Raw genomic sequence first — 21,767 nt, 5'->3', positions numbered from 1 at the left:
CTTAATTACTTATGAGTAATCAACCAGCAGTTATGAATGTGCTTGTTGCGAGAGAAATCCAGAGGCAACGTCTTAGACGAGATATTCTGAGCTTTAAGACCCAGCTCTTCCAGTCCTTCCATATCCATCTTGAAATGACGCTTGTTGTTAGAGAACACAATCGTGCCTTCTTCTCTTAGAAGACGCTTTAAATCTTCCATCAACTGGATGTGGTCACGTTGAACGTCAAAAGATTGATCCATACGCTTAGAGTTTGAGAATGTTGGTGGATCAATAAAGATCAAATCGTAAGATCCTTGCTCTTTCGCCAACCATTGTAAGCAGTCAGCTTGAACAAATTGATGTTGACGACCAACACGGCCGTTCAGTTCCATGTTCTCTTTTGCCCACTCAAGATATGTGTTCGACATATCAACAGTCGTTGTAGAGCGAGCGCCACCTACTGCTGCATGAACAGAAGCACTGCCTGTGTAAGCAAACAGGTTCAAGAAGTCTTTACCACCAGCCATCTCACCAATACGACGACGAGTAATCTTATGATCCAAGAACAAGCCTGTATCTAGGTAATCATGAAGATTAACAATCAGCTTAACGCCGTATTCGTTTACTTCTAGGTTAGAAGAGTCTTGAGCCATCTTCTGGTATTGAGAACGGCCCTTCTGCTTCTGACGAACCTTAAGCACGACGTTGTTCGCTTCAACGCCAGTCACTTGGATAGAAGCACGGATGATATCGGTTAAGCGACGCTTAGCTTTGTCTTCCGGCACATCTTTAGGCGCTGCGTATTCTTGAATCACAAGGTGACCCGGATATACGTCAATCGCTACATTGTATTCTGGTAAGTCAGCATCGTAGATACGGTAGCAATCTAGTTGCTCTTTCTTCGCCCATTTACCGATTTTGCCGATGTTCTTTTTAAGACGGTTCGCGAAATCAGGAGCAATCAACTGTTCTTGCTCGCCAGTTGGACGCTCAGACATAGGACGGTCTGAAATTGAGTAGTTTTTCTGGTGACACGGTAACGCACCGTTATTCAGTTTGAACTGTTTGTCTGCACGCATACGCAAGCAGCTAAGTAATTCATCAGAACTTGAGAAGATAGACGCGTTGCAGCCGCCAAACTCAGCCTTCAGTTGAGCACCAAATGCTGTGTAGAGTGCAATCAAGCCAGGCTCTGTACCTAAACGCTCACCATAAGGAGGGTTTGACACAATCACACCATCATTGAACTCTGCAGGGCGTTTAAGCTTTGCTGCGTCACCTACTTCGAATTCAATCAACTCTTCAACGCCAGCACGACGTGCATTGTCACGCGCCGTTTTGATCATGCGTTCGTCGTTGTCATAACCGAAGAACTTACATTCTACTTTCTTAACGCCACGACGGCCTTGAACGTTCGCTTCTGCTTTCACTTCAGCCCAAAGCTCTGGTTCGAAATCTTCTAGTGATTCAAAACACCATTTCTGACGTTTCACACCTGGTGCCATGTTTGCAGCCATCATCGCCGCTTCAATCACTAACGTACCTGAACCACACATAGGGTCTAAGAAAGGTTTCGTTGCATCCCAACCACTACGAAGAAGAATCGCTGCTGCAAGAGTTTCACGCAAGGGTGCGCGACCGGATTCTGGACGGTAGCCACGTTGATGGAGGCCACTACCTACCATATCCACACCAAGAATCGCTTTATCGCGATGTAGACGAACGTGAATACGAATATCTGGATTTTCTTTGCTAATAGATGGGCGCGGTAAAGACTTCTTCTCGAAGCAATCTACAACGGCATCTTTTACTTTCATCGCACCGTATTGGCTATTACGGATTTCGTTGTTCGTACCATTGAAGTCAACAACGAAACGCTTAGTGCTATGGAATTGATTTACCCAGTTAACCGCAGTGGTCGATAGGTAAAGATCCATGTCATCCATACAAGTGAATTCTGAAAGGACACGTACAAATCGAGAAGCCAAACGGCTCCACAAACAACAACGATAAATTTGCTCATTGGTGGCTTTGAATTTAACACCTGCTTGAACAGGTTTTGCGTTTGTAATCCCTAGTTGGGTTAGTTCTTCAACTAATAAATTCTCAAGGCCATTTGAGGTAACCGCTAGATATTGATTCATAGTGTTCTTTTATTGATAAAAATGAGCTCGATTATACCTGAATTTGCTATTAGAGCATCACACTAAACTCGTCTTTTCATTGAATCTTTCTACTAACTGCTTAGCAAATGGTCAGTCATGAAGCGATCGCTTACCCGCACTCCCTTACAGCACAACAACTCTCAATCTCACAGAAATAACACTCATCGATAGGCTTAAATCATTAAGTGCATTTATATTCACCCCAATATTGGTATATACCAAACTGAAATTTAGGTTGGAATTTAGCAACAAAAGACCCCAAACAGGGAATAAACAGAGGAAACCCGCTATCGATAATGAGAGAACTGGTCGAAATTGAGGTTAAAAAAGATACGTTTTTTGCAAATTAAATAAGTGAACAACGTCATTCAAATGAATGAACTACGTCGTATTTATTGAGATAGGCTTTTTTAGGCACAAAAAATCGGCTATTAAGCCGATTATGGGGAAGGTATTACAGGTTTATTCGTAGCGATGGTTGGTCGAAATAATGCTCTAGTGATGCTTTAGGTTAGAGGTTAACCCACCATAGCAATATGCGTTTGATGAAGGATGGCATTTGCATCAGTCATTCTATCGTGCATGACTTTAATCGAGTCTCCAAAGCGTAACCCTTTTGAAGGCGTTAGGAGGAACTCTTCTAAGTCTACAAATGCACATAGGCTCGCACACTCTCCTACTTCTAATACAATGAAGTAACCAAGACTATGCTCGTTATTCATTTGTACAATATCCCCTTCTTGAGGATATTCATGGCCAGCGCCTTGTGAGTCGAAGAACCAGCTTTTAGGCTGTACAGGCTTATGGAAACGCTTTGCAGCCACACAATAAAGTGCAAGCTCTGCTTGTCGTGGCTCAGACAGTTCTAAGCCAGAAATTTGTTCTTTGAAGGTTTGGTAGGAAGATGCATCATCAACAGTGAATTCATTATCTTTAAAAGCGCAGTCCACCAGCTTATTGCGGACCAGATTCGTTTTAAAAATCATATCCTCTCCGAGGTTTAGCATCAATGAACATTGCTGCTCATCGTAATACCAACTCCATGTATCGCTAGGTTTAAGCATCATTTCGTCTCACACTGTTGAACCATTCCATTAGGTAAAACGCAAAATTACCTTCAATTACAGTAATTTTACTGTGCGATAGGCAAAAAAAAAGAGGAAATGAATTCCTCTTTCTTATCGCTTTTCTCTACAACTCAGTGAGTTACAGTGTCTCTTTTAGTAAGACTATGCCGGATTGTAGTCTTTGGACTAAGATCGTTTTTGCGAACTATAGATTTTTGACGATGTCGCCTACAAGTCCTGGACCTTTGTAGATGAAACCAGAGTAAACTTGTACAAGCTTCGCGCCTGCCATCATTTTCTCTTTTGCAGCAACGTAAGAGTCAACGCCACCTACCCCGATGATCGGTAGTTGGTCACCCAGCTCTTCGTGAAGTTTGCGAACAACTTCAGTACTGCGAGATTGAACTGGACGCCCGCTTAGGCCACCCGCTTCATCGCAATGCTTCATGCCTTCAACGATACTGCGATCCAATGTCGTGTTGGTTGCGATCACACCATCGATCTTATTTTTGATCAATGATTCGCAAATCTGGCTGATTTCGTCATCACTTAGATCCGGAGCGATCTTAAGAGCAAGCGGGACATATTTGCCATGCTTCGCTTCTAATTCAGATTGCTTGGTTTTTAGTTCAGACAACAGATCATCAAGTGCTTCACCATATTGTAGCGAACGAAGTCCTGGAGTATTTGGTGAAGAGATATTTACCGCAATGTAACCCGCGTATTGGTAAACCTTCTCCATACAGATAATGTAATCTTCTGCGCCCTTTTCAATTGGCGTGTCTTTGTTCTTACCTATATTGATACCTAAGATGCCGTCATAGTTCGACTTCTTAACATTCTCAATTAGGTTATCTACGCCTAGGTTGTTAAAACCCATACGATTGATAATACCTTCGGCTTCAACAAGACGGAACAAACGTGGTTTATCATTACCTGCTTGTGGACGAGGAGTAACAGTCCCTACTTCTACAAAACCAAAACCCATTGCGCCAAATGCATCAATACATTCGCCGTTTTTGTCTAGGCCGGCAGCAAGGCCAACTGGGTTTTTAAAAGTAAGACCCATGCACTCTACAGGTCGGTGAGGTAATTGTTGGCGATACAAAAGATCAATAGGTGTGCCGGTGAAGCGTTTGAAATTTTGGATTGCAAGATCATGAGCCTTTTCGGCATCAAGTTGGAAAAAGCCAGTTCTGGCTAGACGGTAAAGCATTGTGCCTCCGATAGAAAAAAGCGCCGTGTAAACGGGGCGATATTATTTACTTATTTACCCAACTATTCAATCTATTACTGTCTGTAAGGGTAAGATAATCGAGTTTGCTAACGAAAGAGGTTTATTATTAAGCAAACGTTACCGTATCCTCCAGTGAATGGCCCATTTGACTATCATTCATGTAACGTGCATCAATTAGCTCGACCAATTTGAAGCTAACTTGACTAACCACAAATGACTCAACGAAATAATTGGACACGTCATTCAGTATTCAGCCAAATAGCACCGTTCTGCCAAATAACATTGTTCGGCCAAACGAAAAAGGCAGACCTAATGGCCTGCCCTTGTTTCTTTTCGTTTTTATCTAATCGCTAGTCTGTTGACATGCAGTTCAGATTCAATAGCATCAATTCACGTAGTGCTACTGAGAACTTAGCAAACTCATGAACCGAACCCACTTTGAATTCGTTCAAGATGCTTTCCCAACGATGTAGAGAAACCGAATTGCTTTCCATCCAATCATCAAGCGCTTTAATCACATCGATGTCTGAAGCACAACCGCAGTTAAGCACTTGACCAGTTAGCTGACGTTGCTGCCAATCCAGATCTTCTCTGAATGCTGCACGTGCCAGCGCTTGCCAGTTGTTGTCTACTGCTTGGCCATTGATTTGTTTCAAGAACCAGTGCAGAGACAAACGGTCACCAAGATTGAAATAAAGCTTAGACGCTTGTTGTACTGTTTTACCTGTTTCACGAGCTACTGTGGATATATCCAGTGCTGAGTACAAGCTAGACAAACGCGCGACTGAATTAGCCAACTCAGCGTTTACACCTTGGTCAATCCATAGCTGTGCCATTGCGTTATGCTCTTCTACTTCAGAAGCCACTAGGTTTTCATCCAGTTTCTCTGTGATAGTTAGAACATCACCTTGGTAAAGTTCAATCAGTGCTTTCACTGACTGTTTACCAGTACGGTTTCTTAGCAACCAACGAGCCAAACGACGAAGTGTACGACGAACATGGTAGATCAATTCGTATTGAGCTTCGGAACTTGAAACATTGTCCAGTTCACGGATGCTCTTCAGAACTTTACCAAGACCGTAGATTTCACGTGATGCCGCGTAAGCATTGGCAATATCAACGATATTTGCGCCCGTCTCTTCTTGCAGACGAGTAACGAAGTTACAACCCATTTCGTTAACCATTTGGTTAGCCAGTGCCGTCGCAATGATTTCAGAACGTAGTGGATGGTTATCCATATGCTGAGAATAGTTACGACGTAACGCTGTTGGGAAGTATTGCATAAGCTGTTGAGCATGGAATTCATCATTAGCGATATCATCACTAACAAGATCTTCTTTAAGCACCATTTTTCCGTAAGCAACAAGTACAGAAAGCTCTGGTCTTGTTAGGCCTTGGCCCTGCTTTTCACGCTCAAGCAGTGTTTCGTCATCTGGGATGTATTCCAAACCGCGATCCAAGTACCCTGCTTTTTCCATTGTGTGAATAAAGCGGATTTGCTCTTTTACTAAGCCAACACCTTGATGCTCAGTAACCGAAATAGACTCAGCTTGGCAATATGCGTCGTCTAGTACGATTTCGCCCACTTCATCTTCCATCGATTCAAGCACTTGGTTACGTTGCTTAACGGTTAGATCACCGTTAGAAACTAAACCATTCAAGAAGATCTTAATGTTTACTTCATTATCCGAACAGTCAACACCACCAACGTTATCAACGAAGTCAGTATTAACGCGGCCACCCGTCAGTGCGTATTCAATACGACCCAATTGAGTCATACCCAAGTTACCGCCTTCACCAACAACCTTAGCTTTCAGGTCACGGCCATCGATACGAAGCACGTCATTTGCACGGTCACCTACGTCAGTATGAGTCTCGTTTGAAGACTTAACGTATGTACCGATACCGCCATTCCAAAGAAGATCAACCTGCATAGACAAGATCGCTTTGATCAAGTCATTTGGTGCCATTGATGCTTTCTTAGTACCTAGCATTTTCTGAATTTCAGGCGTCAGAGAGATAGACTTCGCTCGACGAGAGAAGATGCCACCACCTTGGGAGATAAGATCTTTGTTGTAATCTTCCCAGCTTGAGCGAGGTAGATTAAACAAACGCTCACGCTCTACCCAACTTGATGCTGATTCTGGATTCGGGTCAATGAAGATATGCATGTGGTTAAACGCAGCTTGCATACGAATATGCTTAGACAGCAGCATACCGTTACCAAACACATCGCCCGCCATATCACCTACGCCGATAGCGGTGAAGTCCGTTGTTTGACAGTTGATGCCCATTTCACGGAAGTGACGCTTAACAGATTCCCAACCACCTTTAGCAGTGATACCCATTGCTTTATGGTCGTAACCGTTAGAACCACCAGAGGCAAACGCATCGCCTAACCAGAAGTTGTACTCATCAGATACTGAGTTTGCGAGATCTGAGAAAGTTGCTGTACCTTTATCGGCAGCAACAACCAAGTACGGATCATCTTCATCGTGACGAACAACACTCTTCGGTGGGATAACCTCGCCTTCAATAATGTTATCTGATACGTCTAGTAGCGCACGGATGAAGCGTTTGTAACAACGTTGACCTTCAGCAAAAATTTCATCACGGCCAGACATCATGTGCTGACGCTTACAAACGAAACCACCCTTTGCACCAACCGGTACAATTACAGTGTTCTTAACTTGTTGTGCTTTAACTAGGCCTAGAATCTCAGTACGGAAATCCTCTTGACGGTCTGACCAACGTAAACCACCACGAGCGACTTTACCGCCACGCAGATGCACACCTTCAATGTCTGGTGCGTAAACGAAGATCTCAAACGCAGGAACCGGCGCTGGGATATCTGGAATCTCGCTTGGTCTCATTTTCAGAGCCAACCAAGGTTTAGACTGTTTGTTGTCGTCTAACTGATAGTAGTTAGTACGAAGCGTTGCTGTGATCATTTCCATGTAGCGACGAATGATACGATCATCATCCAAGCTTTCTACATGATCCAACTGTTCAGTGATCTTCTTGATAAGATCTTGTTGGCCTTTGGCGCTGCCCTTCAATTTAGGATCAAAACGCTTGCCGAATAAGCTCACTAACCCTTTCGCTAGATCTGGGTAATGAGACAATGTGTCTTCGATGTATTGTTGACTGAATGGGAAACCAACTTGGCGCATGTAACGAGCATATGCACGTAAGATTGAGATTTCACGGCCGGAAAGACCCGCCCCCAACACCAATCGGTTGAAACCATCGCTGTCTAACTCACCCGCCCAAATCGCAGCAAAAGCTTGTTGGAAAAGATCGCGAGCTTCACGAAGATCAATCGTCTTGTCACTCTTATGCAGCATAGAAAAATCAAGGATCCAATAAGTCACCCCATTAGTCTTGCGCACTTCATAAGGTGATTCACCAATAACGCGCAGGCCAAAGTTTTCAAGCATTGGCATAACATCAGACAAGTGAATCGGCTCATCACTGTGGTAGAACAATTTCAAACGAACAGCTTTAGAGTCTGCCGCCTCTTCTTGAGGTCGGTAGAAAAGCATGCCAAGTTTGTTGTCTTCACTCAAAGCTTCTAGTCGCTCGATATCTGCAACAGCAGAACCAGGCATCATGTCTTCTTTATACGAACGTGGGAATGCACGCATGTACTCTTTCGATAACGGAAGACCTTTGCTCTCACCGAAGTTAGCAACGATTGATTCAGACAGGCGGTCATCCCACGTAGACGATACTTCCATTAAATTTTGCTCAATTGTTTTCACGTCCACATCCATGTTGTTGTTATCAACACGAACAATATAGTGCGTTCTTGCCAGTGGGCTTTCAGAGAAGTATGTCGTGAATTCGACCTCTTCTTCGCAACCGAAGTACTGCTTTAAAATGCGTTGGGTTTGACGACGAAGTTCGGTGTTGTAACGATCTTTTGTTACGTAAACCATACAGCTGAAGAAACGGCCAAACGGGTCTTTACGAACAAACAAACGCAGAAGATCGCGATCTTGCATTTGTACAACGCCCGTACCCACTTCAAGTAGCTCTTCTTCTCGAGCTTGAAGCAGTTCATCACGCGGATAGTTTTCTAGAATATTGTGCAGTGCTTTATAAGAGTATGAACCCTTACGATAACCACTTGCATCTAAGATACGCTCAACTTTCTCGCGAACTAGAGGAATGGTTTCAACGGTCTGGTTATAAACGGCAGAAGTGTAAAGACCGGTAAAGCGGTGCTCACCAATGACCTTGCCGTTTTTATCAAACTTCTTGATACCAATGTAATCATTGTAAGCTGGACGGTGAATGCGTGAAGCCGTGTTGCCCTTGGTTACGATCAATACATACGGTTTTTTCGCTTCTAAGCGTGCCGAGTCAGAAAACTCAGACAGCTTAACGTTGCGTACACGATCTGAATTTGCGAACAAACCAAGGCCTTGCTCCTTGGTAGGTTGTAGTTCCGTGTCGCCATTTACAGAAACAAGGTCATATTCCTTGTAGCCCATAAACGTAAAGTTGTGCTCGCCTAACCAACGAAGGAACGCCAACGTTTCATCAAAACGCTGGCTATCCACTGGAATCGTCTCTTTTTGCTGTTCAACTTGATTAGTTACTTCTTCAAGTCTTTCTACCATTTGTAGCCAGTCATTAACCACAAGGCCAGTATCGGTAAAAATATCCAGCAGCTCGGTTTTAAGCGCTGTCATTTCAGCTTTGCTACTAAGACGGTCAACTTCAATATGGAAAAGCGATTGGAATGCACCTTCATTGTTGCTTACACCAACAACACTTCCCTTATCAGAACGTGAGATTTGTGTTGGGTTGTGAAGCATAAGGTGAGAAGAGAGGTCGAGGCGAGTTAATGCCATTTTTACAGAATCAACGAGGAATGGGCTATCTGGTACCACTATCTCAACGATAGTGTGAGTAGATTGCCAGCCTTGGCGACTTACTGTCGGGTTAAAAACACGAACAGAGATTTCGTCGGCTTTCTTTTCATTGATGTGATGCCATAAGCTAACTACAGCACCGTATAAATCGGATTCGTTTCTCTGAGTCAGGTCGTCGTGAGAAACGTTACTAAACAAGTGTTGAGCAAGTTGAGTTACGAGAGGTCGATGAGCAAGGTCAAGTTTGTCTTGAATCAGTTTGTACACTTTTTCAAGTAAAACTGGAACCACAGTTTCACGTGCGGTCATAGTCACACTCCACAATTAGAATTATATTTTATTATTAGGGGGCTTACTTAAGCTGGTGTTTGAATTGAGCCGTTGAGCTCTTTTCTACTAACGAGTTAAGCAAAGGTAATGCATTCATTTATTGTAAAAGCATTATTGAGAAATAGTTAATTGTTTTGGAGGTGGTAAGAGGTGAAATGTTTGATTATGTGATTAAGATTCCTTTTAACTCACTAGGCACGCCAAGGTTTACAGAGCTTCCAACTTAATAAACTTATTTTTTTGGTCAGTTGTCAGTCTAAACTGCCCTCTAACCCCTATTTGTGTAAGAAAAGGTCTGAACCGAGTTGCAGGTAGCTGTAGACGTAATCCAGTGGTCGTTATCACTTGGACTTTACTTGCCGCACCAGAATAGCTGGCCAAAAACTGCTGATATGAAATGTTAAGTTGAAAAATATAGCGATTCATACGATACCTGTGCAAATATACAGTACCAGTGTTTTTTGGCACTTAACGATGTCTGACTGTACAACTGAGCTTGAAAACTTGTCTAGCTTATCGAAAATTCGATGACCCAGAAACAAAAAAATCAGTGGCAGATATTCTCTACCACTGATGACTTTTTGTTATTAGTAAACCGTTTGTTAGCAAGCCGCTTATTAACAAACAGTTACGTGAATGAGCGCGAGCTTAAGCCTCTAGTGCTTTCGTCACTTTCTCAAACAAGTCTTTTGCTAGGTTGTCCATGTTCTTTAACGTCTCAAGTTCTTTTCTGATCAGAGCTTGGCGGGCATCGTCGTACTTACGGAACTTAAGCAGCGGGTCAATCAAGCGCGAAGCCACTTGCGGGTTGCTGCTGTTCAGCTCACGTAGGATCTCGCCAGCAAACGCATAACCTTGTCCTGACTTGTCATGGAATTGAACCGGGTTCATGTTTAAGAATGAACCGACCAAGTTACGAGTACGGTTCGGGTTTTTCAAACTGAACGCTTGGTGTGACATAGACGCCTTGATCACTTCAAGTGCGTTTGAACTTGGGTTCGTTCCTTGAAGAGCAAACCACTTGTCCATGACAAGACCATCGTGTTTCCACTTATCGCTGTAATCCGCCATTAAAGTTTCACGACATGGGAGTTGTGCACTGTTCGCCGCGCCCATTGCTGCCATTGTGTCTGTCATGTTGTTTGCTTGCTGGTACATAGCGACAACCAAGTCATTACCCTTTTCAGTATGAGCCAAGTAACTTAGACAAACTTTACGCAACGTACGCTTGCCAATTGAGTCATGGTCAATCGTGTATTCTGCTAATGCGTTACTGTGGTAAACCGCAGCAAGTTCATCTTCAAGCTCTTTCGCTAGCGTCACTTTCATCGCTTTCAATACAGATGCAACCGCATCGATATCGACACGCTCATACCAACCAGACACTTCATTATGACTTGGTAGAGAAAGCATCTCTGCAATAAACGCTGGCTCTAAAGAATCACTAAGCAGTACGCCACGGAATGCATCAACAACAGAAGCTGAAAGTTCAAACTCTTGACCTTGTTGAACCTTCTCAACGTTACTGCGGATGTACTTCGCCAATAGCATTTGACCCGCATCCCAACGAGAGAACTCATTGCGAGCATTCACCATCAGGAAGATCAGCTCTTCATCTGAATAATCGTATTCCAATTTCACTGGCGCAGAGAATTCACGAAGTAGCGATGGGATCGGTTGATCTGAAACGTTTTCAAACACAAACGTTTGTTCCGCTTCTTTCACACCTAATACATTGTGAACTGGCTGACCGTTACATTGTAACTCAATCACATCACCCGACGCTGTGTATAGTTCGATGTCTAGAGGAATATGCAGAGCCTGCTTTTCGGTTTGCTCATGAGTTGGCGCTGTTACTTGGCGAGTCGTTAACGTGTACTCTTTGTTCTCTGCATCGTAGTGGCTTTCAACAGAAAGCGTCGGCGTACCAGACTGGCTGTACCATAAACGGAACTGAGACAGATCAACACCCGATGCATCTTCCATTGCCGCAACGAAGTCTTCACACGTTGCAGCCGTGCCATCGTGACGTTCGAAGTACAGCTTCATGCCTTTTTGGAAACCTTCCTCACCCAACAATGTGTGGATCATTCGGATCACTTCACTGCCCTTTTCGTACACAGTTAATGTGTAGAAGTTGTTCATTTCTATCACTTTTTCAGGGCGAATTGGATGAGACATTGGGCTCGCATCTTCAGCGAATTGTGGGCCGCGAATAATACGAACGTTATTGATGCGGTTTACTGCACGAGAACCAAGATCAGAAGAGAACTCTTGGTCACGGAATACCGTTAAACCTTCTTTTAAGCTTAACTGGAACCAATCGCGACACGTTACTCGGTTACCGGTCCAGTTATGGAAGTATTCGTGACCAATAACCGCTTCGATACCTAGGTAGTCAGTATCTGTTGCTGTTTGGTCGTTCGCTAAAACGAACTTAGAGTTGAATACGTTCAGGCCTTTGTTTTCCATCGCACCCATGTTGAAGAAATCAACGGCTACGATCATGTAGATGTCTAAGTCATACTCAAGATTGAAACGCTCTTCGTCCCACTTCATTGAGTTAATCAAAGAAACCATCGCGTGATTTGCGCGGTCTAGGTTGCCTTTGTCGACAAAGATTTCTAGATCGACATTACGACCTGATTGTGTGGTGTATGCGTCACGAAGTACATCGAAGTCACCCGCAACTAAAGCAAACAGGTACGCAGGTTTTGGATGTGGGTCTTGCCATTTCACCCAGTGACGACCGTTTTCAGCTACGCCTTCATCTACACGGTTACCATTACTTAATAAGAATGGGTTTTCAGCTTTGTCTGCGATGACTGTTGTCGTGAATTTCGCCAACACATCTGGGCGATCCATATAGTAAGTAATACGACGGAAACCTTCCGCTTCACATTGAGTACAGAATGCACCACCCGATTTATACAAGCCTTCAAGAGCGCTGTTCCCTTCAGGGTCGACTTCAGTCACGATCGTTAGCGTAAATTCTTTCGGAAGGTCATTCAGAGTAAGTAGAGTTTCAGACTGCTCATACTGCGTCCACTCCGTACCTTCTACCAAAACAGACACCAACTTCAAGCCTTCACCATCAAGTACTAATGTCGAGCTTTCTTTCTCCTGCTTAACACTAGAAACAGCGGTAATGATGGATGCCGAATCGTACAAATCGAAAGTAAGATCGATTTCAGAAATAGTGTGAGATGGTGATTGATAATCTTTACGATATTTGGCTTGAGGTGTATGTGCCATGACGGGTTCCTTTTGATCGTTATACGTAATTATATTTTAACTGTATATATCTAAAGGTTGAGCGCCAAGAACACAAGAGGATTATTGAAAAAAGGAGGCATTGTAGGAAAATGCCTCCATGTTTTGCTATTTTATCAATCAAATCAGACAGGAACGGCTAAGAAATGAACTGTGAGCCATATTATCAACGAGCCCGACTTTACGGCGAGATATAGTGCTTAACGAATGCGATTGAGCACCGCAAACATGTCTCCTTCTTCACCTTGAAGCGTCAACACATCACTGTTCAGTGTGTAACGAGTACCGTGTTCGCCATTTTCATACAGCAATACTAATTGGTCGCCTTCGGTGTAATACACTCCGCGACGAATCACTTCACCCCCTTCTTCATCGGACACTCGGAACATGAAGATAAAGTCAGGCTGAAGCACTAAATCCATTTTTTGAATGTTACTGGCACGCAAATCGCTTCCGGACAGTTCGGCACTTGACCATATTCCTGCCAGGGCGTTAGGCAAGGCTTTGGTGAACATAACACCGTTAAGATTCAACATATTGTGATTACTGCTGTAAGCGTAAACCTGAGGCTCAGAAGTATTTAATCCCAAAATAATCGTGTCTTCATTAGCGTTATACAAACCTTCCCAATGGTCGACACTGTAGTCTTTCTTCTGAATATCAATAGAGAAAGAGTAATTTGAGTCGAGAGTCAGCTTGATTGCTCTAAAATTTTCAGTGCCTTGTTCAGGATCTGGGTTCATCAAATACCAATCACCAAGCAACAGAGGAAGGTCAAAATGAGATAGATTGCTATCACTTTTTGATTGTTGATCGCTCGAAGCGACCTCACTTCCAAAAGCAACAAAACTTAAACAAGATAAAAATAGTAGAATCCATTTCATACGCACCCCCTCGTTTTCTTTAAGCTTAGGCACGTAATGATTAGAAAGCGAAAAAATATGATCCAAGTCACTAAATTTTAAGTGCAAAGTAACTTAAATGTCATTGTTCGACGCAAAATAGAGCTAAATGACCCTGAGTATTGAATGTTCTTTGCGACAATCTCAACGGTTACAATCAGGTATACCTGTCAAATCATAGACACAAAAAAAGCGAGCCTAGGCCCGCTTTTTAAATTGTGCATCTTTAAACAATCACCTTTTAACAGGTATTTGCTCTATTTCTTGATCATATCCAGCATGATAGCAACAGACTCATCAAGATAAGCATCCGGGGCTTCATAGTCTTTAGGAATATCATCTAACGTTTTAAATGCCTCTAATTTAGCGGCTTTTTGACGTTGGTTGATACGATCTAGACGAAGCGTATCCGCATCATCGCTCTCTTGCTGACGTACCTTTTCATTCAAAGAAAGGTCGTTATCGTCTTTATCTGCCTTATATTTTTCAATATCTTGCGCGATAAAGCCGAATTCCATGTCAGTAGCAATGCGAGCTTGATGTTGGGCAGTCAAAGCAATTATTTCTTCATCGTTACGCTGTAACACTGAATAATTTGCTTTATCAATACTGTCCCAAGGCAGAGCATTATCTTCAACACTTTCACCAGTATCAGCAGGATCAATTGGCGTTGGATAAGCAATATCAGGCACTACACCTTTGTTTTGCGTACTGCCACCATTGATTCGATAGAATTTCTGGATTGTGTATTGAACGTAGCCCAACTCTTTATCGAATAAATCATAGATATGATTCAAAGAGCGATGTTGTTGCACCGTTCCTTTACCGAAAGAGTTTTCGCCAAGGATGATTGCACGACCGTAATCTTGCATCGCTGCCGCAAAGATCTCAGAGGCTGAAGCACTGTAGCGATTGACCAATACCGTTAGTGGACCTTGGTAACTAATTTCGCCATCAGTATCACTGTTCACTTTGACACGACCGTAGCTATCACGCACCTGAACAACGGGTCCCTCTTTGATAAACAAACCAGAGAGTTCAGTTGCTTCAGTGAGTGCACCACCACCGTTGTTTCTCAGATCAACAATAATGCCTTCAACACCTTGCCCTTTAAGCTCAGTGATCAGTTTGTCTGTATCTTTAGAAAGACCAACATAGAAACTTGGTACTTCTAGTACACCAATCTTCTTGCCATCTTTCTCGATAACTTCTGACTTAACAGCGCGGTCTTCTAAACGAATCTTATCGCGTACAATTGTGACAACGTGACTTTTTGCATCTTTACCATCTGGCAGGATCTGTAGCTTAACTTTGGTCCCTTTCGGTCCTTTGATTAATTGCACTACATCGTCTAAACGCCAGCCGATAACATCAACAATCTCTTCGCCATCTTGACCAACGCCAACAATACGGTCGCCATCGCTCAATTGTTTGCTATTTGACGCAGGGCCACCAGCAACTAAAGATCGAATAACGGTGTAGTCGTCTGTCATCTGAAGTACAGCACCAATACCTTCTAGAGATAGATTCATCTCTGATTGGAATTGCTCTGCATTTCTTGGAGAAAGGTAGCTGGTGTGAGGATCAACTTCACGCGCAAATGCGTTCATGTAGATTTGGAAAGCATCTTCATTATGCGATTGCGTGATACGCTTCATCGCATTGTTGTAACGCTTTTCCAAAACTTCTTGAATCTCTGGCCACTCTTTACCAGTAAGTTTTAGGTTCAACGCATCGTATTTAACACGCTTCCTCCAAAGCTCATTCACCTCGGCGATATCTTTCGGCCATTCCGCTTCATTGCGATTGAGCTCAATACTTTCATCGGTATCAAACTTAATCTCAGTGTCTAGCAAAGACAGCGCATACTGAAAACGTTCAAAACGCTTCTGCATAGAAAGATTATAAACATCGAAAGCAATCTGGTTATTACCCGCTTTCAGCTGATCATCAATTTGAACAGATGATGAGGAGAAAGAGTCAATATCAGCTTGAGTGAAGATATTACGATTATAATCCAGCATCTCTAAATAACGATTAAAGATAGCTTGAGAGAAATCATCGTTGAGATTGAAGTGTTTATAGTGAGAACGAGTAAATCGAGAAGTAACACGTTTACTAGCAGTTTCGTGTTGGGCCTCAGGAACGAGTAAAGGTAAATCGTCCTGATCTAATTTGGCTTCAAGAGCCTGAGCTGAAGCTGCTAGACAAAAGCTAGCAGCAATCAGTGTCAATTTTGAACGGCATTTCATGCGTAGGAGTATCTCCTTTAAGCGCGCAAGTGCTCCGCTTTAACAACCATTTGTAGGCCGTTTGCTAACTGAACACGCACATCTTCCTTATTGATTTCAACAATGGTCGCAGCCATGTTTCCTGTACCCATGTTCACATTTACTTCTTTGCCAGCGATGAATTCGTCAGCGTTCAAAGCGCGTGTTTCTACAGGCTTTTCTACTTTCGGTGCTTTAGGCGCTTGACGACGAGGCTGTTGAGCTTTCTTCGCCTTAGCTTTCGCTTTGCCTTCTTCACGAGCTTTCTGTGCTTGTTCTTTACGACGAGCCTGAACTTTCGCTTTGCTTTCTGCAAGTGTAGCTTTAGCGTGCTCAACGTGCTCTTCTTCTAACGTGCCACACGTGTTGCCGTCTAGGTCAACACGATCTGCGCCAGCTTTTACGCCGTGCAGGTAACGCCATGATGATGTGTACTGTCTTAACGCTGCACGAAGCTGAGTCTTACTTACTTTTTCGTCTTCATTTAGACGTTCAGCAAGATCTTGAAAAATACCAATTTTAAGTGGTTTTGCTTCACCTTCTAGAGTAAAGCATTTAGGGAAACATTCAGCAATATATGCGATAACTTCTTTGCTGTTTTTTAACTTTTCAGTGTTTTCCATGTGGGTTCCTGGTTTTTGCGGTTTTCCGCGAGCATTAAGAAAATATTTTTACGTATTATAGAGAGATGCTTGGGAAAAACCACAGTAAGAGAATAATTTATGCCTTGTTCGCGTGCGAATTAAGCACCTTTTCCACTTCAGCCATAAAAAATGTCAATCCGTCTTCATCAATTTGAGAAAAACGACCAATATTTGGACTATCGATATCAAGAACACCCACAACTTTGCCATCGATAGAGAATGGAATAACGATTTCTGAGTTACTTGCAGCGTCACAAGCGATGTGACCTTCGAACTCATGCACATCATGAATACGCTGAACTGTGTTTGTCGCAACCGCAGTTCCACACACACCGCGCCCTACCGGAATTCGAACGCAAGCAGGTTGACCTTGGAATGGACCCAGTACTAGTTCGTCTTTTTCCTTAGCTAGATCCTGCTTCATTAAATAGAAACCCGCCCAATTCAGTTCATCCAATTCCATGAATAATAATGAACTAATATTTGCAAGATTTGCAATTAGATCGGTTTCAGATTCAATTAATGCAACGGCTTGTTTGGTTAAGCGTTGGTAATGTTCTATTTTCATATTAACTTCCAATTAAATTGAGACTTCCATTATCAAGAGAACGCAGTAAAATGCGGCCATCAAACTAAATAGGACTTATTCTCATTACAATGAACAATTCAGAAGACACTATTAGCCGTTCTTGGTTGATAACTCAAGTAAAAAAACACAAGTCCAAATTACTGTTTGCTAACTTTGTTGCCGTTATTGCAACCCTGATTAGCGTCCCTATCCCTCTGCTTATGCCACTCATGGTCGATGAAGTTTTGCTTGATAAGCCAGCTTCAGGGTTAGAGATGATGAATCATCTACTTCCAGTCTCATTGCAAACGCCGACTGGTTATATTGCGCTTACTCTCTTGTTGGTTATCTTAATGCGCTCGGCCAGCCAAGCGCTGAATATTCTACAAGGTCGCCAATTTACTTTGGTTTCCAAAACGATCACCTACCAGATGCGTAGCAAGATGATCGATAAACTTGGTCGTATTAGCATCCGACAATATGAGACCAAGGGCAGCGGCGGTATTAATGCCCACCTAATTACAGACATAGAGACCATTGATAAGTTCATTGGCTCGACCCTTTCTAAATTTATCATCAGTTTCTTAACGGTATTCGGAACCGCTATCGTCCTACTATGGTTAGAGTGGCGACTTGGGCTATTTATCTTACTGGTCAATCCTGTTGTTATTTATTTTTCTCGTAAACTCGGCAGCCGAGTTAAACACCTCAAAAAATATGAGAACCAGTCTTTTGAGCGTTTTCAGAATCGCTTAGTGGAAACCTTAGATGGCATCTATCAACTCCGTGCCGCTAATAAGGAGCGTATCTTTCTTGATGAACTTAAAGTTCAAGCAAACCAAGTAAGAATCGATGCTGATAAATACGCTTGGCAATCGGAAGCTGCCGGCCGTGTTTCGTTTCTACTGTTCTTATTAGGTTTCGAACTGTTCCGAGCCGTAGCCATGCTAATGGTGTTGTTCAGTGACTTGACGATAGGTCAGATTTTTGCGGTATTCGGCTATTTATGGTTCATGTTAGGCCCTGTCCAAGAATTGCTAGGGATTCAATTCTCTTGGTATAGCGCGAAAGCAGCGCTGCAACGTATTAACGACCTACTGCAACTAGAAGAAGAACATCGCCCTGTTAGCAAGGTAAACCCTTTTGATGACCATAAAGAAGTGACAGTCGACATTGAAGACGTTACATTCTCTTACACATTAGAAAACACTGTTTTAAACAGGCTGTCGCTACACATTCCAGCAGGAAAAAAAGTCGCCCTAGTGGGTGCTAGCGGTGGTGGTAAATCAACGTTGATCCAGTTGTTAATTGGGGTTTATCAAGCCGACTCTGGTTGTATACGCTTTAATGGTGAAACAACGGACGACATCAGCTTTGACATAATACGCAGCCAAATTGCCGTTGTTTTACAACAACCTATACTCTTTAACGATACATTAAGGCATAATCTGACCCTTGGTGCTGAATACGATGAAATGTCGTTGTGGCGGGCGCTTGAAGTCTCTCAAATGCAAGATGTTATCAAACAGCTGAGTAATGGCTTGGATACGCAAATTGGTAGGAATGGCGTTCGACTGTCTGGCGGTCAACGACAACGCTTAGCGATCGCCCGCATGGTGCTGAGTAATCCTAAGTTTGTTATTCTTGACGAAGCGACATCTGCACTGGATACAGCAACAGAGTCAGCACTGCATAAAGCACTAAGCGAGTTTTTGAAAGATCGCACAACTTTGATAGTGGCTCATCGATTATCAGCGGTGAAACAGGCCGATCTAATCTATGTTTTAGAAGATGGGCAAGTCACACAGACGGGAACGCATGGTGAATTGGTTGAACAACAAGGACTATATCAAACACTCTATGGCAGTGTGCAATCGCACGCCTGATGTTTATTGTTCTAGGGATTTAAGTCCGTGTAGTTCTGGGCATTTAAATCAGGTTTTCAGCTTGATTAGTGTTTCAACTTGGGAGGTCGCGTGACCTCCCCATCCGAAACCAACTCTTTATCGACTCAGCACCAGTTGTCAACTGAGTCTCCGTTGACAACTAAGTCTCCGTTAGCAACTAAGTCTCCGTTAGCAACTAAGTCTCCGTTAAGAACCGGGCACCAGTGCGATAGCAGCTCTGTACGCCTTTGTCAGGGCTGCGAACTCCCCGTTGATAAAATGGATATCCCTCTGGGGAAATCCGCATATTGTCCAAGGTGTGGCACCCAGCTTTACCGAGGCGGTACACCTAGCCTGTCTGGAAACCTCGCAATCGCGATTACCTGCTTATTGCTATTTATCCCCTCACACTTTTTTGAATTTATCAGTATTCGTCTGATTGGCGTCATGATACCTGCGACGTTACCATCAGGTGTCTTTACTTTAATGGGTGAAGGCTTCCCTCTATTAGGCCTACTCATCCTATTCTGCAGTTCGATCGCCCCGTTACTCGTTTGCACCTCTGTACTCGTCACTCATGCAGCACTGCGCTTTAAGATTTTCACGCCATTTAGGTATGCGTTATCCATCATCCAGACATTAAAGCATTGGATGATGTTGGATGTATTTCTGGTAAGTTTGGCTGTCTCATGCTTCAAACTGCAGGATTACTCCGATATTTTTGTCGGCCCTGGTTTAGTTGGATTGATTTTACTGCAGCTTTTCAGTGTATTACTGGTAAGCCGTATCAGTGTGCGTCGCTATTGGGAAGCTTGGGCTCAAGAGTCTGATTACTCTTTTGTAGAAAGTAAGAACGTACACTGTCACAACTGCCACCTTTCTCAACCTGACGGTCATACTTGCGTACGTTGTCACCATGACTTATATCACCGTAAGCCCTACTCTATACAGAAGACATGGGCTCTGTTGTTTGCTGCGTCAGTGGCTATCATACCAGCCAACGTTATTCCTATTTCTATCCTTATTACAAACGGACAAAGGCTAGAAGACACGATAATTTCTGGTGTCGCTTCGCTGATCAATAGCGACATGTATGGCATCGCAGCGATCATTTTTATTGCCAGTATCGTCGTGCCTGTTGCGAAAATACTTGGCCTAACGTACATCTTAATTTGTATCAAGATGAAGCGCGCGGTTTACCACAGGCAGCGTATGACCATCTATTTCATTGTGAAGTGGGTGGGAAAATGGTCGGTGATGGATCTGTTCGTTATTTCGATCATGATGACCTTGGTCGACCGTGGACAGATTTTAAACTTTACACCAGGTTATGGTGCAGTCGCTTTTGGTGTCGTTGTTGTTCTCACGATGCTGGCAGCGGAAAGCTTAGATCCTAGGCTAATTTGGGATAACTACACCTCTAAAGATGAGTCAGTGAATGAACAACGATAACCAATCACAAACGTCATATTCACCAGAAGTAAGAAAAAACAAAGGCATCTCACCTTTGTGGATTCTGCCGATATTAACCGTCGCCTTAGCCGGTTGGTTGGTCATGAAATCGATACACGATGCAGGGCAACGTGTGCAGATATACTTTTCAGATGCCGCAGGTTTAGTCGCAGGTCGAACAACGATTCGTTACCAAGGCTTAGAGGTGGGTATGGTGCGCGACATCACCTTGTCCAAAGATTTATCGAGCATCTATGTCGATGCTGACATCTACCCAGAAGCGAAAAAGTTACTTTCAAAGGGCACACGTTTCTGGCTCGTAAAACCAACGGCGAGTTTGTCTGGCATCTCAGGGTTAGACGCGCTTGTTTCGGGTAACTACATTGCTATTCATCCTAGCGAAACCAAAGAAGAACCAGAAACCGTTTTCCAAGCTCTAGAATCGTCCCCTTCTGATTTATTGGCCTCTGAAGGTCTAAATATCTCACTGACGACCAAAGATCTGGGCGGTGTGTCTGTTGGCTCTCAAATCGTTTATCGTAAAATTCCAATTGGTGAGGTTTACAACTACCAGTTAAACGACAACGCGAAATCCGTTACGATCCAAGCGTCGATTAAAGATGAATACAGCCATATCATTACCGACCAAAGCCGTTTTTGGAATGTCAGTGGTTTAGGTGCAAGTATTGGATTTTCAGGCGTCGATGTGCGCTTAGAAAGCCTAAGCGCGCTGCTTGGCGGTTCAATTGCGGTTGACTCTCCCGGTGAAGGTCAGCCCGTCGAGATGAACACCAAGTTCAAGCTCTACCCAGATTTGAAAACCGCCGGTCGTGGTATCTCTATCAAGATAGCCGTGCCAGATGACAACAAGATCAGCGCAACTGGCGCTCCGATCATGTATCGAGGCATTGAAATCGGTCAGATCACTGATTTATCTTTAAGCGAAGGTCGCGAAAACGTGATCGCATCTGCGGCTATCCAACCGGCATTCAGCGACTTTTTGAATAGCGGCAGTAAATTCGTTTTAGAAGAAGCTGAACTGTCACTCACTGGTATGAAAAACATTGCCAACTTAGTGACAGGTAACTTTTTAACCTTGGTACCGGGC

General features: G+C 43.3%; 13 protein-coding genes. 3 read left to right on the top strand and 10 right to left on the bottom strand.

Annotated elements, in window-relative coordinates:
• Positions 1 to 5 precede the first annotated feature (5 nt).
• The 10 genes from rlmKL to AACR09_RS20105 all read right to left on the bottom strand — a co-directional run bounded on the left by rlmKL (position 6) and on the right by AACR09_RS20105 (position 17,321).
• Positions 6 to 2,126, bottom strand: a complete 2,121-nt coding sequence (gene rlmKL / locus AACR09_RS20150; protein ID WP_017088510.1) for a bifunctional 23S rRNA (guanine(2069)-N(7))-methyltransferase RlmK/23S rRNA (guanine(2445)-N(2))-methyltransferase RlmL — start codon at positions 2,124 to 2,126, stop codon at positions 6 to 8.
• 539 nt (positions 2,127 to 2,665) lie between these two features.
• A complete protein-coding gene (locus AACR09_RS20145) occupies positions 2,666 to 3,214 on the bottom strand; it encodes a cell division protein ZapC (protein WP_004733648.1) in 549 nt (182 codons plus the stop codon).
• A gap of 205 nt (positions 3,215 to 3,419) precedes the next feature.
• Complete coding sequence (gene pyrD / locus AACR09_RS20140) at positions 3,420 to 4,430, bottom strand: quinone-dependent dihydroorotate dehydrogenase (RefSeq protein WP_017077215.1); 1,011 nt, start codon at positions 4,428 to 4,430, stop codon at positions 3,420 to 3,422.
• Between the two features lie 371 nt (positions 4,431 to 4,801).
• Complete coding sequence (locus tag AACR09_RS20135) at positions 4,802 to 9,643, bottom strand: NAD-glutamate dehydrogenase (protein ID WP_193835578.1); 4,842 nt, start codon at positions 9,641 to 9,643, stop codon at positions 4,802 to 4,804.
• A 228-nt stretch (positions 9,644 to 9,871) separates the two neighbouring features.
• On the bottom strand, positions 9,872 to 10,090 hold the full coding sequence (locus AACR09_RS20130) for a DUF2835 domain-containing protein (RefSeq protein ID WP_004733645.1): 219 nt from the start codon (positions 10,088 to 10,090) through the stop codon (positions 9,872 to 9,874).
• A 222-nt stretch (positions 10,091 to 10,312) separates the two neighbouring features.
• Positions 10,313 to 12,919, bottom strand: coding sequence for an aminopeptidase N (gene pepN, locus AACR09_RS20125; RefSeq protein WP_193835577.1), 2,607 nt, complete (start codon positions 12,917 to 12,919; stop codon positions 10,313 to 10,315).
• Positions 12,920 to 13,137: 218 nt separating this feature from the next.
• Positions 13,138 to 13,821 carry a hypothetical protein gene (locus AACR09_RS20120; protein ID WP_004733643.1) on the bottom strand — a complete coding sequence of 228 codons (684 nt, stop codon included), beginning with the start codon at positions 13,819 to 13,821 and terminating at the stop codon, positions 13,138 to 13,140.
• Positions 13,822 to 14,096: 275 nt separating this feature from the next.
• Positions 14,097 to 16,091 (bottom strand): carboxy terminal-processing peptidase, encoded by a 1,995-nt coding sequence (gene prc / locus AACR09_RS20115; RefSeq protein WP_004733642.1) that lies wholly within the window; start codon positions 16,089 to 16,091, stop codon positions 14,097 to 14,099.
• A gap of 17 nt (positions 16,092 to 16,108) precedes the next feature.
• The gene (gene proQ / locus AACR09_RS20110) at positions 16,109 to 16,732 is read right to left on the bottom strand and encodes an RNA chaperone ProQ (RefSeq protein WP_004733641.1); all 624 of its coding nucleotides are present in this window, start codon (positions 16,730 to 16,732) and stop codon (positions 16,109 to 16,111) included.
• Positions 16,733 to 16,829: 97 nt separating this feature from the next.
• On the bottom strand, positions 16,830 to 17,321 hold the full coding sequence (locus AACR09_RS20105; RefSeq protein WP_065682447.1) for a GAF domain-containing protein: 492 nt from the start codon (positions 17,319 to 17,321) through the stop codon (positions 16,830 to 16,832).
• Positions 17,322 to 17,410: 89 nt separating this feature from the next.
• On the opposite strand from AACR09_RS20105, the gene AACR09_RS20100 reads away from it, so the two are divergent.
• The 3 genes from AACR09_RS20100 to AACR09_RS20090 all read left to right on the top strand — a co-directional run.
• Positions 17,411 to 19,207 (top strand): ABC transporter ATP-binding protein, encoded by a 1,797-nt coding sequence (locus AACR09_RS20100; protein ID WP_017082219.1) that lies wholly within the window; start codon positions 17,411 to 17,413, stop codon positions 19,205 to 19,207.
• A gap of 78 nt (positions 19,208 to 19,285) precedes the next feature.
• Positions 19,286 to 20,659, top strand: a complete 1,374-nt coding sequence (locus AACR09_RS20095; RefSeq protein WP_193835576.1) for a paraquat-inducible protein A — start codon at positions 19,286 to 19,288, stop codon at positions 20,657 to 20,659.
• On the top strand, positions 20,646 to 21,767 hold a 1,122-nt coding region (locus tag AACR09_RS20090), incomplete at its 3' end, for a PqiB family protein (protein WP_228010766.1). The genes AACR09_RS20095 and AACR09_RS20090, both read left to right, overlap by 14 nt.

This window comes from Vibrio sp. OPT20, from assembly GCF_963889365.1.
Lineage (GTDB): Bacteria > Pseudomonadota > Gammaproteobacteria > Enterobacterales > Vibrionaceae > Vibrio > Vibrio splendidus.
This window is presented reverse-complemented; position numbering and strand designations above follow the sequence as displayed.

Coding starts and splice junctions, on each gene's coding strand:
- rlmKL (WP_017088510.1), bottom strand. CDS start 2,126: ATGAATCAATATCTAGCGGTTACCTCAAATGGCCTTGAGAATTTATTA.
- AACR09_RS20145 (WP_004733648.1), bottom strand. CDS start 3,214: ATGATGCTTAAACCTAGCGATACATGGAGTTGGTATTACGATGAGCAG.
- pyrD (WP_017077215.1), bottom strand. CDS start 4,430: ATGCTTTACCGTCTAGCCAGAACTGGCTTTTTCCAACTTGATGCCGAA.
- AACR09_RS20135 (WP_193835578.1), bottom strand. CDS start 9,643: ATGACCGCACGTGAAACTGTGGTTCCAGTTTTACTTGAAAAAGTGTAC.
- AACR09_RS20130 (WP_004733645.1), bottom strand. CDS start 10,090: ATGAATCGCTATATTTTTCAACTTAACATTTCATATCAGCAGTTTTTG.
- pepN (WP_193835577.1), bottom strand. CDS start 12,919: ATGGCACATACACCTCAAGCCAAATATCGTAAAGATTATCAATCACCA.
- AACR09_RS20120 (WP_004733643.1), bottom strand. CDS start 13,821: ATGAAATGGATTCTACTATTTTTATCTTGTTTAAGTTTTGTTGCTTTT.
- prc (WP_004733642.1), bottom strand. CDS start 16,091: ATGAAATGCCGTTCAAAATTGACACTGATTGCTGCTAGCTTTTGTCTA.
- proQ (WP_004733641.1), bottom strand. CDS start 16,732: ATGGAAAACACTGAAAAGTTAAAAAACAGCAAAGAAGTTATCGCATAT.
- AACR09_RS20105 (WP_065682447.1), bottom strand. CDS start 17,321: ATGAAAATAGAACATTACCAACGCTTAACCAAACAAGCCGTTGCATTA.
- AACR09_RS20100 (WP_017082219.1), top strand. CDS start 17,411: ATGAACAATTCAGAAGACACTATTAGCCGTTCTTGGTTGATAACTCAA.